We start from the raw sequence: 13,526 nt of genomic DNA, 5'->3' as shown, positions 1-13,526 counted from the left end.
TGATCCGGGACCGCTGGCCATGAACAGCCGACCTCACGGGCGCGGCACCCCGCGCGACAACGCTCGCCTAAAGACCGCCAGCGGTCCCGGATCAAGTCCGGGACGACGTCAGGATAGCCCCGCCAGCAATTCGCGCGCTTTCACGCAGTCCCGGTCCATCTGCTCGATCAGCGCGTCGAGCGAATCGAACTTCGCCTCGGGCCGCAGGAAGTGGTGGAATGCCACCTCGATCTCCTGCCCGTAGAGGTCGCCTGCGAAGTCGAAGAAGTGCGGCTCCAGCAGTTCCTTGGGCGGGTCGAAGGTCGGGCGGATGCCGATGTTCGCGGCGCCGTGAACCACGCGGCCGTCGGGCATGCGGCCGGTCACCGCATAAATGCCGTAGAGCGGGCGCAGGTAGTTCGCCATGTCGAGGTTGGCGGTGGGAAAGCCGATAGTGCGGCCCAGCTTGTCGCCATGCTGCACCCGGCCCCGGATCGAGAACGGCCGTGTCAGCAGGCGCGCAGCCAGTTGGCAGTCGCCGGACTTGAGCGCCTCGCGGATGCGGCTCGACGAGACGGTGCCGCCCGCGTCGCTGACCGGGCCGACGGTGCGCCCCTCAAGCCCGTGCGCCGCGCCGACCTCTTGCAGCAATTGCGGATTGCCGCCCTTGGCGCGGCCGAACGTGAAATCCTCGCCGGTGACGACGCCGACCGCGCCCATGTGACGCACCAGCATCTCCTCGATCCACTGCACGGCGGGCATCGCCGCCATCGCCGAATCGAAGTGCAGCACCAGCATCGCATCCGCGCCGGCAGCCGCGAACAGTTCCTGCCGCTGCTCCAGAGTCGTCAGGCGGAAGGGCTCGGCATCAGGCTTGAAGTGGCGGACGGGGTGCGGGTCGAAGGTAGCGACGATGGCCGGGCGGCCCTGCGCCTTCGCCCAGCCGATCGCCTCGCCCACCACGGCCTGATGGCCCTGGTGGAACCCGTCGAAGTTGCCCAGCGCCAGCACGGCACCGCGCAGGGATTCGGGAACGGGTTGGCGGTTGTCGAGGCGAATCATGGGCGTCTCGGCTATAGGGCGCGTGTGAGAGTCACGAAAGCATGTGCCGGTCGGGCACCGTCCGCCGCATGGGCGTCGCGCGCAATTTCAACCCACCCGGGGCCGACTTCGGGCATCACGGTATCGCCCTCGTAATCGCCCGCGATCTCGGTCAGTTCGATCCGGGCGGCGAGCGGGAGGAAGAGAGCATTGATCTCGGCCCCGCCGATCACCGCGACTTCGCCTTCTCCGGCAAGCGCCAACGCCTCGTCCACCGAATGCGCGACTTCGGCGCCTTCCGCGCTCCAGCCGGTGTCGCGGGTCAGCACGATGTGACGGCGACCGGGCAGTGGCGCGGGAAAGCTGTCGAAGGTCTTGCGGCCCATCACCATCGGCTTGCCCATGGTCAGCGCCTTGAACCGCTTGAGGTCCGCCGGCAGCCGCCAGGGCAGCGCGCCGTCGCGGCCGATCACGCCGTTTTCGGCGCGGGCGTAGATGAGGAAGACCTCCTGCGCCATCAGCTCAGGATCAGCCGCGTCACATGGCCCATCTTGCGCCCCGGACGGGCGGCGGCCTTGCCGTAGAGGTGCAGGTGGTTGGCCGGATCGGCAAGGATCGTCGGCCAGTCGTGCGCCTCGTCGCCGATGAGGTTGCGCATCTCCACGCCCTTGGCGGCAAGGCCGGTGTCACCCAGCGGTAGCCCGCAGATTGCGCGGACGTGGTTCTCGAACTGGCTGGTGACCGAACCCTCGATGGTCCAGTGGCCCGAGTTGTGGACGCGCGGGGCCATCTCGTTGAAGACGGGGCCGTCCTTCGTGGCGAAGAATTCCAGCGTCAGCACGCCGACGTAGTCCAGCGCATCGGCAACCTTCGTCGCGAGTTCGCGCGCGGCGGGCACCTGCTCCAGCAGGTCGGCGGGCGCGGGCACGGTGCTGAGCGCCAGGATGCCGCCCTCGTGGACGTTGTGGGCGCTGTCGAAGAAGCGCACCTCGCCGTCCGCCCCGCGGCACAGGATCACCGAGAACTCGGCGAAGAAGGTGACGAAGCCTTCGTAGATCAGCGGCGTCGCGGGCAGGTCCAGCGCGGCGGCGTCCCTAGGCGTCATGATGCGCCACTGGCCCTTGCCGTCGTAGCCGTCACGGCGGGTCTTGAGGATGCCCGGCGCGCCGATCGCGGCGATGGCCTGTGCAAGATCCTCCGCGCTATCCACCGGGGCGAAGGGGGCGGGGGTGCCGCCGAGGTCAGTGACGAAGCGCTTTTCGTTCAGGCGGTCCTGCGCGGTTTCGAGAGCGCGGGCGTGGGCGAGCAGCGGCGTGTCGCCCAGCGCCGCGAGCGGGCCGACGGGGACGTTCTCGAACTCGTAGGTCACCACCGCGCAGTCGGCGGCGAACTTCGCCATGGCCTCGGCATCGTCCCAGGCGGCGCACGTGAACTGGGCGCAGACGTCGGCGGCGATCGAGTCCGCCTCGGGCGCGTAGACGTGGCAGCGGTAGCCAAGCTGCGCCGCCGCCATGGCGATCATCCGCCCGAGCTGGCCGCCGCCAAGAATGCCGATGGTTTCGCCGGGAGAGATCATTACGCCTTTACGCCTGCCTTGTGCCGGTGCCCTTCGACAAGCTCAGGGTGAGCGGACTTAGTGCTGAAATTCTAAAACCCAACCCCGCTCGTGCTGAGCGTGTCGAAGCACCTCAGCCAAGCGGGAAACATCAGACCGGCTTTTCCGCCACACTCGCGGTCTGCGCCGCACGGAAGTCCTTGAGGCGTCCCGCCAGCGCCTCGTCCGAGGTGGCCAGGATCGCCGCCGCCAGCAAACCGGCATTGGCCGCGCCCGCCTCGCCGATCGCCAGCGTGCCGACGGGGATACCCGCAGGCATCTGCACGATCGAGAGCAGGCTGTCCTGTCCCGACAGCGCCTTGCTCTGCACCGGCACGCCGAGCACCGGAAGATGCGTCATCGCGGCAATCATGCCGGGCAGGTGGGCGGCGCCCCCTGCCCCGGCGACGATCACCTTGAAGCCTTCGCCGTCCGCGCCATGCGCGAAGTCCACCAGCCGCTCGGGCGTGCGGTGTGCCGAGACGATGCGGGCGTCATAAGCGACGCCCAGCTTGTCGAGCATCTCGGCGGCCTTGATCATGGTCGGCCAGTCGGACTGGCTGCCCATGACGATTGCAACTGGTGCAGTCACGGATCAGCGCTCCGAGAGGTAGTAGCGGTCGAGCACCTTGAGATCGTTGTCGAGCTCGTAGACGATCGGCTGGCCGGTCGGGATCTCCAGACCGGTGATCTCTTCGTCGGAGATGCCCGAGAGGTGCTTTTCCAGCGCGCGCAGCGAATTGCCGTGCGCGGCGACCAGCACGGTCGAACCGGCATGGAGGTGCGGCACGATCGAGCCTTCGTAATACGGCAGGACGCGCGCGATGGTGTCCTTGAGGCTCTCGGTCATCGGCGTATCGATGCCCGCGTAGCGCGGTTCGGCCGAGAGGTCGAACTCGCTGCCCTTGTCCATGACCGGCGGCGGAATGTCGAAGCTGCGGCGCCATACCTTGACCTGCTCGTCGCCGTGCTTGGCCGCAGTCTCGGCCTTGTCGAGGCCGGTGAGGCCGCCGTAGTGACGCTCGTTCAGGCGCCAGTCCTTGGTTTCGGGGATCCACAGGATACCGGCGGCTTCGAGCGCGAAATGCAGCGTCTTGATCGCGCGGGTCTGCAGCGAGGTGAAGGCGACGTCGGGCAGCAGGCCCTTGTCCTTGAGCAGCGCACCGGCAGCGCGGGCCTCGGCCTCGCCCTTTTCGGTGACGTCGACGTCCCACCAGCCGGTGAAGCGGTTTTCAAGGTTCCACTGGCTCTGGCCGTGGCGAAGCAGGATCAGGCGAGGCAATGTAGGCTCCCTATACTGTCAAGGACCGACGCGGTCTTGCCGCAGCCCCTAGCTTTCCGGTGGCGATTTGGCCAGTGGCGGTTTGCTGTCGGGCGATTCGCCCTCCTCGACCGCTTCGCCAAGCGTCGATACGGCACGAGCCTGCGCCTTGCGGCGACGCAGGTTCTCGCGCAGCTTGGCGGCGAGACGCTCTTCCTTCGTGGGTTTTCGAGGCGATGGCGGCGCGTTCATCGCCCGCTGCATTGCCGCTCCGAAAAAGAAAGCACAAGAGGCGCTTGACAATCGAACGCCGCGCGGACAATAGCGCCCCCCTGTCTCGGGGGCTTCTGGCCCGGCAGACAGACGCCCCGGTTACCCGGGCCTGGAATATGTGCTGCTGTAGCTCAGTGGTAGAGCGCGTCATTGGTAATGACGAGGTCGGGAGTTCAATCCTCCCTAGCAGCACCATTCCCCCTCTCTTTTTCCCTGACATGATCCGATGACCTGACGCCGCGTTTTCGCGTTGCGCCGCGCGCCGACTGTTACGTTTTGTTGCGGTACAGCAACTGTCATCGTTGTGTCTTTCCAATCTCACGCAACTGTCATGAAGCAACCCTAGGTGCACGTCCCCAGGACACTAGACTCCGCAACAGGGAATATTCCGCACCATGAATCGTTCGCTTCAGCTCGTTGCCGGGCTGCTTGCCTCGGCATCGTTCGCCACCATCGCTCACGCGGGTGAAGTCGCCGGCCACGTCAACGACGCCACCGGCACCCGCGCGCTGCAGTCGGCCACCGTGCGCATCGTGGAACTCAACCGCCAGGTCGAGACCGACCGCGCCGGTTCCTACGTCTTCGGTGACGTGCCCGCAGGCACCTACACGCTCGAAGCACGCTACGTCGGCGCGGAAGTGATCACCAAGAGCGTCTCGGTGCCCGCCACGGGCCGGATCGACGGCAGCTTCGACCTCCCCGCGATCGGCGGTGGCGATATTCTCGTCACCGGGCAGACCGCGAACCTCACCAGCGCCCTGTCACGCCAGAAGGCCGCTGACGGTGTTGAATCAGTCCTGACGCGCGACGCGGTCGGCCAGTTTCCCGACCAGAACGTGGCGGAATCGCTGCGTCGCTTGCCGGGCGTCAACATCCTCAACGACCAGGGCGAAGGGCGCTTTGTGGCCGTGCGCGGCCTCGACCCTAACCTCAACTCGACCTCGCTCAACGGTGTGCGCGTGCCTGCACCCGAATCCGACGTGCGCCAGGTCGCGCTCGACGTGATCTCGGCCGACACGATCGAATCGATCGAGGTCAAGAAGAGCTTCACGCCCGACATGGACGGCGACTTCGTCGGTGCCTCGATCCAGATCAACACGACCAGCGCCTTCGATTCGAAGAAGAACCGCTACAACGTCAGTGCCGAGGGCAGCTGGAACGACTACTCGGGCAAGGTGACCCCGAAGGGTTCGTTCGACTTCACCCAGAAGCTGGGCGAGGACTTCGGCGTCGCCGGATCGGTCAGCTACTACAAGCGCAAGTTCGAGACCGACAATGTCGAGATGGCCGACTGGACCGAGAACGACGACGGCGCGGTCTACGGCGAAACCCTCGAATACCGCGACTACGACGTGGAGCGCACCCGCATCAACGCGGCACTTTCGTTCGATTGGCGCGTCTCGGACACGACCAAGGCCTACGTGCGCGGCAACTGGTCGCAATTCGACGACCATGAATACCGCCGCCGCACGACCTTCGATTTCGGCGACTTCGGCGATCTTGCAACGGCCTCGGGCTCGACGGTCAGCTTCGACACCGCGGACCTCGACGACGGCGACAAACTGACCGTCGAACGCGACCTCAAGGACCGCTTCGAGCGCCAGCGTATCCGTACCGTATCGATCGGCAGCGATACAGACACCGGAACCTGGAAGTTCAACTGGCAGGCCAGCTACGCCAAATCGACGGAGAAGGAGACCTTCTCGCTCGACCCGATGCGCTTCACCGGCGAGTTCGAGAACAATTCGGGCGCCGCCGTCTCCGTCGACAACTCTGGCCGGTACTTCCCGACCTACACCTCAAGCGGCATCGACACCGCGAGCGACTACAAGTTCGACCGCCTCGAACTGACCACCCTCTCGGACAGCCAGGACGAGGAATGGGCCGCCAAGGCCGACCTCGCACGCACGTTCGCGGGCGACAACGGCGACTTCACCATCCAGGGCGGCGCCAAGGCACGCTGGCGCACGAAGTCCTACAACTTCAACATGAGCCGTTTCGACGACTACGACGGCGACTTCACCCTCGCCGACGTGCTGGGCAAGCAGACCTACCGGCTGCTGAACATGGGTCCAGTCGCCAACAAGAGCGGTTCGGCCGACTTCTACCTCGCCAACAGCGCCGGCTTCGAACTGAACGAAGACGACAGCCTGATCGACAGCTCGACCAGCGACTACAAGGTCAAGGAAGACGTCACCGCCGCCTACCTGCTCGGCCGGTGGGACTCTGCGACGCTGCGCGTGATCGGCGGCGTGCGCGTGGAGCGTACCCACAATGACATGAGCGGCAACCTCGTCGCGGTTTCGGAGAACGACGACGGCGACGCCGTCATCGCCGTCTCGCCGGTTACCTACAAGCGCAACTACACCAACTGGCTGCCCAGCCTGACGGTGCGCTACAGCCCGCAGCAGAACCTTGTCGCGCGCTTCGCCGGCTACAAGACGGTCGTGCGCCCGAACCTTGGCGACATGGCGCCGAGCTATACCATCAACGAGGACGGCGAGGGCACATTTGGCAACCCCGCGCTCAAGCCTTACCAGTCCTGGAACTTCGACGCAGGCTTCGAATACTACTTCGCCAACAACGGTGCGCTGACGTTCGGGGCCTTCTACAAGTCGGTCAAGGACTACATCTACGACCAGACCTCGACCGCCAGCGGCACCTTCAACGGCGTCGAGTACACCGAAGTCCAGCAGGCGGTGAACGGCGACAAGGCCGAGATCGCCGGGATCGAGCTTGGCTACAGTCAGGTCTTCTCGATGCTGCCGGCGCCGTTCGACGGACTGCTCACGCAGGTGAACTACACCTATACCTATGCCCGCGGCTCGGTGTTTTACGAGAACGACGAGGGTGACCAGATCGCGCGCCGAATCAACCTGCCCAAGTCGTCGAAGAACACCTTCAACGTCGTTCTGGGCTACGAGAAGGGTCCGATCAGTCTGCGTGCCGCCGGGACCTTCCGCGACAAGTACCTCGACGAGGTGGGCGACGCCGTGGATCAGGACCGCATCGTCAACCAGCACTTCCAGTTGGACCTCTCGGCCAAGTACAAGGTCACCGAGAACATCCGCCTCTTCGCCGACTGGGTCAACGTGAACAACGCCAAGTACTACGCCTACCAGAATTACGCGGGCGCGCAGCGTCTCCTCCAGTACGAGGAATACGGCTCGACCGTGAAGTTCGGCGCAAGGATGTCGTTCTGATGAAGCGCAACCTCACGAACATCGCCGATGTCGTGAAGCTGGGGTCGGGGGCTTTGCTCCCGGCCCTCCTGCTTTCCGCCTGCGCGACGACGACCATCGCCCCCGGCACCGCTGCCCCCGAGGCCCCACGTCCCTACTATCCCGCCACCGATATCCCGGCAGAAGGCGAGACCGCGCCCGTAGGCACCGGCAATGCCGATGCGGCGGACGATCCGGCGATCTGGCGCAATGCGGCGAATCCCGCCGCCAGCCTGATCCTGGGCACCGACAAGAAGGCGGGGCTCTACGTCTACGGCCTTGACGGTACGGTGAAGGACTTCTCGCCCGCCGGTGCGCTCAACAACGCGGACCTGCGCGAAGTGCGCATGGCGGACGGCTCCACCCGCATCCTCGTCGGCGCCAGCGATCGTACCGACCGCGCCGAACCGCGCATCGCCCTGTTCGGCCTCGACGGCGCGACCGGCAAGCTCTCGGTGCTCGGCTCCGGAACGTTCCTGCCCGCCGGCCATGCCCCGGCGGAGGCCTACGGCTTCTGCATGGGTGCTCCGCTCGCGGCGGGCGAACTCGCCCGCGCCTACGTCGTGCTCAAGGACGGTACGGTCGCCGAGAGCCGCCTCGTCGAGAAGGCCGGCAAGATCGCGGCCGAGCACTTGCGCGACGTCAAGTTCGCGACCCAGTCCGAGGGCTGCGTCGTCGATGACGTGACGAAGACGCTCTACGTCGCCGAGGAGGACGTGGCGATCTGGAAGGTGCCGCTCTCACCGACAACGCTGACCGCATCCTCCTACGCCCGCGTCGGCGAGGCGGACGGTCTGGTCGACGACATCGAGGGCCTTGCCATCGCCCGCAACGCCGAAGGCCGCGCCTGGCTCGTCGCCTCCAGCCAGGGCGACAACGCCTATGCGCTGTTTGATCTCGCCACCGGCAAGCCCGCAGGCCGCTTCCGTATCAACGGGGGCGCCATCGGCGGCACCAGCGATACCGACGGCATCGAAGTCGTGCTCGGCGACTTCGGACCGCAGTATCCCGAAGGGCTGTTCATGGCGCAGGACGGCGACAACGCCCCCAAGGCGCAGAACTTCAAGCTGTTGTCTTGGCGCTCGATCCGCACCGCGCTGGGCATCCGGTAACCCGGCTCTACCGCATCCGCGTGTGACTCGATCTCGCGGATGCGGTAGGACGGCAGCCATGGTGAGGGACACGAATCGATGAAGCGGATCGAGGCATTCGGGGTGCTCGTCGCCGTTTCCTGCATGGCCATGCCCGGCATGGCCTGCGCGGACGTCTTGCAGATCGGCAATGCGGGGGCCGAATGGGTCGCCGGAGGCCCGGCTACCCTCCCCGCCGCATCCGACCTCGCGCAAGTAGATCAGTCGTCGGGCGTGGGCTTCATCGGCAGCACCGTCGCTCGCGCGCCCGAGCAGGTGGAATCGACCCCAATGGAGGTCGATTCCCGCCTGCACCCGCAATCGATCACCGAAGCACTCGACGCGGCAGGCCCGACCCGCTGGCGTGAGCGCGTCGCCCAGCTAGCCGCCAAGTACGACATCAGCCCGACTCTGCTGGAAGCGGTGGTCTGGCAGGAAAGCCGCTGGAACGAACTGGCGCTCTCACCCGTCGGTGCGCGTGGGCTGGCCCAGCTGATGCCCGGCACCGCCGCGCAGATGGGCGTCGATCCCGCCGATCCCATGGCCAACCTAGAGGGCGGCGCGCGCTACTTGCGCATGCAACTCGATGCCTTCGGCGGCGATCTGGAAAAGGCGCTGGCGGCCTACAACGCCGGTCCCGCCCGCGTGCTCAAGGCCGGGGGCATTCCCAATATCCGCGAGACCCGGGCCTACGTCGCCTCGATCATGGCGCGGCTGACGGATCCAGTCCGGCAGTAACGTTCTGTGCCCCGGAGGGCTTCGACAAGCTCAGCCTGAGCAGGATTGGGAGGTTTACCCCATACCCCGCTCACCCTGAGTTTGTCGAAGGGTCCAGCACGCCCTCCCGATTGCGCACGAAAAAGCGCGCCGCCTTACAGCAGCGCGCTTTTTTCATCGCCATTCGGCTTGTCTGATCAGCCCAGCAGCTTCTTCGCGATCGCGCGCACATCGTCGCGCATGTCGGGACGATCGAGCGCGATCGCCAGCGTCGCTTCCACGAAGCCGACCTTCGAACCGCAGTCGAAACGGCGGCCGTTGAAGGTCACCGCATGGAACGGCTGCTGGCCGATCAGCTTGGCCATCGAATCGGTCAGCTGGATCTCGCCGCCCGCGCCCTTCCCCTGCGTTTCAAGCAGACCCATCACTTCGGGCTGGAGGATATAGCGGCCCGAGACGATCTTGTTCGAAGGCGCCTCGTCCACCTTGGGCTTCTCGACCAGACCCTTGACCTCGGTGAGATTGCCCCGGCTCTCGCCGGGCGCGATCACGCCGTAGCTCGACACTTCCTCATGCGGCACTTCCAGCACCGAGACGAGGTTGCCGCCCACTTCGTTATAGGCCTCGATCATCTGCGCCATGCAGCCGGGCGTGCCGTACATCAGTTCGTCGGGCAGGAAGATCGCGAAAGGCTCATCCCCCACGACGGCGCGGGCGCACCATACCGCGTGACCGAGGCCCAGCGGCACCTGCTGACGCACGGTGACGAGGTTGCCGGGCTGGATGCGGGTCGGCTCAAGCGGGTCGAGCGACTTGCCGCGCCCGGTCATCGTCGCTTCGAGTTCGTAAGCGGTATCGAAATGCTCGACGATCGCGGTCTTGCCGCGGCCCGTCACGAAGACGAATTCCTCGATTCCGGCTTCGCGCGCCTCATCGACGGCGTATTGGATCAGAGGTCGATCGACGACCGGAAGAAGTTCCTTCGGAATCGCCTTGGTGGCGGGCAGGAAACGGGTGCCGAGACCGGCGACGGGAAAGACGGCTTTTCGGACCGGCTTGCGGAAGTTCGAGTCACTCATGGGTCTGGATAATGCCTCGCTCATGTTGCGGTTGCGTTTAAAGCCCGGAAATAGTCTTAGCGCAACAACCCCATGTTAATCTTACCGAACCCTTAATCCGCCGCGAAATTGCATCCGATCCCGTTGAAGCACGCGCGTTTGGCGCTAAAGGACGGTGATGGACAAGATCATCATCGAGGGCGGCAAGCGCCTTTCCGGCACCATTCCCGTTTCCGGCGCCAAGAACGCCGCGCTCACGCTGCTGCCCTGCGCGCTGCTGACCGAAGAACCGCTGACGCTGCGCAACCTGCCGCGTCTGGCGGACATCGACGGTTTCCAGCACCTGATGAACCAGTTCGGCGTCTCCACCGCGATCGCGGGCAGCCGTCCGGAAGACTTCGGCCGCGTGATGACCCTTCAGGGCACGCGTATCACCAGTTCGGTCGCGCCTTACGACCTCGTGCGCAAGATGCGCGCCTCGATCCTCGTCCTTGGACCGATGCTGGCGCGCATGGGCGAGGCGACCGTGTCGCTGCCCGGGGGCTGCGCCATCGGCAACCGCCCGATCGACCTGCACCTCAAGGTCATGGAAGCGCTGGGCGCGACGATCGAACTGGCCGCCGGTTACGTGCGCGCCATCGCCCCTGACGGCGGCCTGCCGGGCGGGCGCTACTCGTTCCCGGTCGTCTCCGTGGGCGCCACCGAGAACGCGCTGATGACCGCCGTGCTGTGCAAGGGCAAGTCCACCCTGCACAATGCCGCGCGCGAGCCGGAGATCGTCGATCTGTGCAACCTGCTCGTCGCGATGGGCGCGCAGATCGAGGGTATCGGCACCAGCGACCTCACCATCCACGGCGTCGACCGCCTCCACGGCGCGACCTACATGGTCATGCCCGACCGCATCGAGGCCGGCTCCTACGCCTGCGCCGCCGCCATCACCGGCGGTGAAGTGCTGCTCAAAGGCGCGAAGATCGAGGACATGGAAGCTACCGTGCAGGCGCTGCGCGATGCAGGCGTCCACGTCGAGCCCAAGGCCGACGGCCTCCATGTCGCCTCGGACGGCAAGCTGCGGCCCGTCACGATCTCCACCGCCCCCTACCCCGGTTTCGCCACCGACATGCAAGCGCAGCTGATGGCCCTGCTGTGCATGGCCGAAGGCTCCAGCGTGCTGACCGAGACGATCTTCGAGAACCGCTACATGCACGTTCCCGAACTCAACCGCATGGGCGCGCGGATCGAGACCAAGGGTCGCACCGCGATCGTCCACGGCGTGCAGGGCCTCACCGGCGCCGACGTCATGGCGACCGACCTGCGCGCCTCGATGAGCCTCGTGATCGCCGGTCTCGCCGCAAAGGGCCAGACGCAGGTGCACCGCCTCTACCACCTCGACCGCGGCTACGAGCGCCTTGAGGAGAAGCTGGCACTGGTCGGCGCGCAGATCGAACGCGTCGGCGGCGACTGAGGAAACTCCGAAGGCCCATGGCGCGTTTGCTCCTCGAACTGCCGAGAGGAGAGACGAACATGGGCCTCATCAAGTTGGCGGCCGCCGGAGCGGTCGGCTACGCCCTCTACAAATACGCGACCGAGAAGAAGCAGGAAGCCGAGTTCGCCGGCGGCGTGCGCGATTCCGGGCCGGAACACATGAGTTCGCCGCCCAAGAGTTGGGACAAGACCGACGAAGCGATCGACGAGAGCTTCCCGGCGAGCGATCCTCCATCGACATACTGATCACCAGTCGCGGTCGCTAGAAAGGGCGGGAGAAGCAAAGGCTTCCCCGCCCTTTTGCCATCCGTCGCAAATTCCCGCGGCCTGGCTGATTCCCCGCATCCTGGCTGGAACGAATTGTTTACCTAACCCGTTGAAACCCTTGTCGGAGCGCCGGGATGGCCGCCTCCGGGACGGGAAGAAGATGATGGCGATCCACTTTGTCGCGGACCTGAACTTCAACGGCGAGAGCGCCCTTCACGCGATTCCCTACGGCTTTCCCGATAGCGCCGAGATGACCCGCCGCATCTGCGAGGTCTGGCGCGCCCGCGTGGCCGACGACGACACCGTCTGGATTCTCGGCAATGTCGGAAACCCCGTCCATCTCGGCAGCCTTCCCGGCATCAAGCACCTTGTGCGTGGACCGAATGACCCGCAAGCGTGGAATTGTCTCGCAACGGGCCGCTACGCCAGCGTCTGCGACATGCAGCGCCTGGATACGGCCCACGGCACCCTTACCCTCATCAACGACCCCGCGAAGGCGCTGGAAGACGATGCGCTCGTACTCCACGGCCATACCCGGTACGCGTGGAGCCGCCCCGGTCACAACTGCGTGGCCGCGCACGGACTTGGATGGGGGCCGGTCAGCCTCGACATGCTGATGCGTAAGCCCGCCGAACCGAGGCTCAGCCGCGCCGCCTGAAGGCTAGCCCAGAGCCGAAGTCGCCAGCCAGACCCTGACCGCCCCGGCCAGCCCCGGCGGCGTCTCGGCCTCCAGTCGCTCCGCATCGATCCGCGCGACGAGCGCGTTCACCGGCAACCCCTCCTGCGCGGCGGCGCGCTTGAGCAGGTCCCAGAACACCGGCTCGAGGCTGATCGAGGTCTTGTGCCCGGCGATCTCCACCGAACGTTTGACCGGAGGATGGTAAGGCGTGGTCATCGCGCCGCAATCTAGCTGCCCTCCTCCCCGCCGAAAACCCCGGAAATCAGCCGAAGTCCATTGATCGATACCTATCGATAGCAAGGTATCTTGCCTCGACCTGTACTTTTCTAAGCAAGGTATCTTGCAACACACAGTAGCTGGTTATATACGATGGACATCCGCAGGAGATGATTCGATGTCCGAAATCGAAATCCAATTGAAGAAAGGGGTGCTGGGGCTCTGTGTCCTGGCGCTGCTCTCGCGGGGGGACAGCTACGCCTACGAGATCGCGAGCCGCATGGCCGACGCGGTCGATATGGGCGAAGGCACGATCTACCCGCTGATGCGCCGCATGCAGTCCGAAGGCCTAGTGAAGACCTACCTTGAGGAATCGCCGTCCGGCCCGCCCCGCAAGTACTACAGCCTCACCGAAACCGGCCGCTCGCGCCTTGCCGAGCAGATCGCCGAATGGCGCGGCTTCACCAAGGCCGTCGACGCGTTGCTCGACGATGCCGCAGAGCCGACTGCCGTTCAGGAAGGCCCAATTCAGGAAGGAGAGCCCAGCCATGATGCGTAACGAATTCATCAAGCGCCTGAAGGCGGGCCTCAAGGGCATGCCGCAGGAC

At 65.7% G+C, this 13,526-nt stretch carries 15 protein-coding genes and 1 tRNA gene; 8 read left to right on the top strand and 8 right to left on the bottom strand.

Features of this window, described 5'->3' with window-relative positions; translation table 11 throughout:
• Positions 1–108: 108 nt before the first annotated feature.
• From ACYPYD_RS21765 to ACYPYD_RS21740, 6 genes are all read right to left on the bottom strand, one after another.
• Positions 109–1,041, bottom strand: a complete 933-nt coding sequence (locus tag ACYPYD_RS21765) for a bifunctional riboflavin kinase/FAD synthetase (RefSeq protein WP_459665474.1) — start codon at positions 1,039–1,041, stop codon at positions 109–111.
• An 11-nt stretch (positions 1,042–1,052) separates the two neighbouring features.
• Positions 1,053–1,538 (bottom strand): dihydrofolate reductase, encoded by a 486-nt coding sequence (locus tag ACYPYD_RS21760; protein ID WP_459665471.1) that lies wholly within the window; start codon positions 1,536–1,538, stop codon positions 1,053–1,055.
• Positions 1,538–2,596: a 5-(carboxyamino)imidazole ribonucleotide synthase gene (locus ACYPYD_RS21755; RefSeq protein ID WP_459665469.1), complete on the bottom strand. Its 1,059-nt coding sequence runs from the start codon at positions 2,594–2,596 to the stop codon at positions 1,538–1,540. Before ACYPYD_RS21755 ends, ACYPYD_RS21760 begins: the two co-directional genes overlap by 1 nt.
• A 130-nt stretch (positions 2,597–2,726) precedes the next feature.
• Complete coding sequence (purE, locus tag ACYPYD_RS21750) at positions 2,727–3,182, bottom strand: 5-(carboxyamino)imidazole ribonucleotide mutase (RefSeq protein ID WP_083274675.1); 456 nt, start codon at positions 3,180–3,182, stop codon at positions 2,727–2,729.
• 27 nt (positions 3,183–3,209) lie between these two features.
• The gene (gpmA, locus tag ACYPYD_RS21745; protein ID WP_211150728.1) at positions 3,210–3,896 is read right to left on the bottom strand and encodes a 2,3-diphosphoglycerate-dependent phosphoglycerate mutase; all 687 of its coding nucleotides are present in this window, start codon (positions 3,894–3,896) and stop codon (positions 3,210–3,212) included.
• Between the two features lie 48 nt (positions 3,897–3,944).
• On the bottom strand, positions 3,945–4,127 hold the full coding sequence (locus ACYPYD_RS21740) for a hypothetical protein (protein ID WP_459665468.1): 183 nt from the start codon (positions 4,125–4,127) through the stop codon (positions 3,945–3,947).
• A gap of 141 nt (positions 4,128–4,268) precedes the next feature.
• On the opposite strand from ACYPYD_RS21740, the gene ACYPYD_RS21735 reads away from it, so the two are divergent.
• From ACYPYD_RS21735 to ACYPYD_RS21720, 4 genes are all read left to right on the top strand, one after another.
• Positions 4,269–4,343: transfer RNA gene (locus ACYPYD_RS21735), tRNA-Thr, on the top strand.
• 200 nt (positions 4,344–4,543) lie between these two features.
• Positions 4,544–7,351 (top strand): TonB-dependent receptor, encoded by a 2,808-nt coding sequence (locus ACYPYD_RS21730; protein WP_036525674.1) that lies wholly within the window; start codon positions 4,544–4,546, stop codon positions 7,349–7,351.
• Positions 7,351–8,481, top strand: a complete 1,131-nt coding sequence (locus ACYPYD_RS21725; protein WP_051586830.1) for a phytase — start codon at positions 7,351–7,353, stop codon at positions 8,479–8,481. The genes ACYPYD_RS21730 and ACYPYD_RS21725 overlap by 1 nt, the downstream gene beginning before the upstream one ends.
• Positions 8,482–8,559: 78 nt before the next feature.
• Positions 8,560–9,237 carry a lytic transglycosylase domain-containing protein gene (locus ACYPYD_RS21720; protein ID WP_036525672.1) on the top strand — a complete coding sequence of 226 codons (678 nt, stop codon included), beginning with the start codon at positions 8,560–8,562 and terminating at the stop codon, positions 9,235–9,237.
• A gap of 176 nt (positions 9,238–9,413) precedes the next feature.
• Here the strand turns inward: ACYPYD_RS21720 and ACYPYD_RS21715 are convergent, their stop codons facing one another.
• A complete protein-coding gene (locus ACYPYD_RS21715; RefSeq protein WP_008829118.1) occupies positions 9,414–10,295 on the bottom strand; it encodes a UTP--glucose-1-phosphate uridylyltransferase in 882 nt (293 codons plus the stop codon).
• A 157-nt stretch (positions 10,296–10,452) separates the two neighbouring features.
• Between ACYPYD_RS21715 and murA the strand changes: the two genes are divergently transcribed.
• From murA to ACYPYD_RS21700, 3 genes are all read left to right on the top strand, one after another.
• Positions 10,453–11,736: a UDP-N-acetylglucosamine 1-carboxyvinyltransferase gene (gene murA / locus ACYPYD_RS21710; protein ID WP_008832548.1), complete on the top strand. Its 1,284-nt coding sequence runs from the start codon at positions 10,453–10,455 to the stop codon at positions 11,734–11,736.
• A gap of 17 nt (positions 11,737–11,753) precedes the next feature.
• Positions 11,754–12,002 (top strand): hypothetical protein, encoded by a 249-nt coding sequence (locus tag ACYPYD_RS21705; protein ID WP_248006052.1) that lies wholly within the window; start codon positions 11,754–11,756, stop codon positions 12,000–12,002.
• A gap of 184 nt (positions 12,003–12,186) precedes the next feature.
• Positions 12,187–12,681 carry a metallophosphoesterase family protein gene (locus ACYPYD_RS21700; protein ID WP_069709259.1) on the top strand — a complete coding sequence of 165 codons (495 nt, stop codon included), beginning with the start codon at positions 12,187–12,189 and terminating at the stop codon, positions 12,679–12,681.
• A gap of 3 nt (positions 12,682–12,684) precedes the next feature.
• Here the strand turns inward: ACYPYD_RS21700 and ACYPYD_RS21695 are convergent, their stop codons facing one another.
• Positions 12,685–12,918, bottom strand: a complete 234-nt coding sequence (locus tag ACYPYD_RS21695; protein ID WP_008832545.1) for a ribbon-helix-helix domain-containing protein — start codon at positions 12,916–12,918, stop codon at positions 12,685–12,687.
• Positions 12,919–13,096: 178 nt separating this feature from the next.
• Here ACYPYD_RS21695 and ACYPYD_RS21690 point away from each other — a divergent pair, with 178 nt between their 5' ends.
• Positions 13,097–13,477, top strand: a complete 381-nt coding sequence (locus ACYPYD_RS21690; protein ID WP_008832544.1) for a PadR family transcriptional regulator — start codon at positions 13,097–13,099, stop codon at positions 13,475–13,477.
• Positions 13,478–13,526: the final 49 nt, after the last annotated feature.

The sequence above is a fragment of the Novosphingobium sp. 11B genome (assembly GCF_054589055.1).
This window is presented reverse-complemented; position numbering and strand designations above follow the sequence as displayed.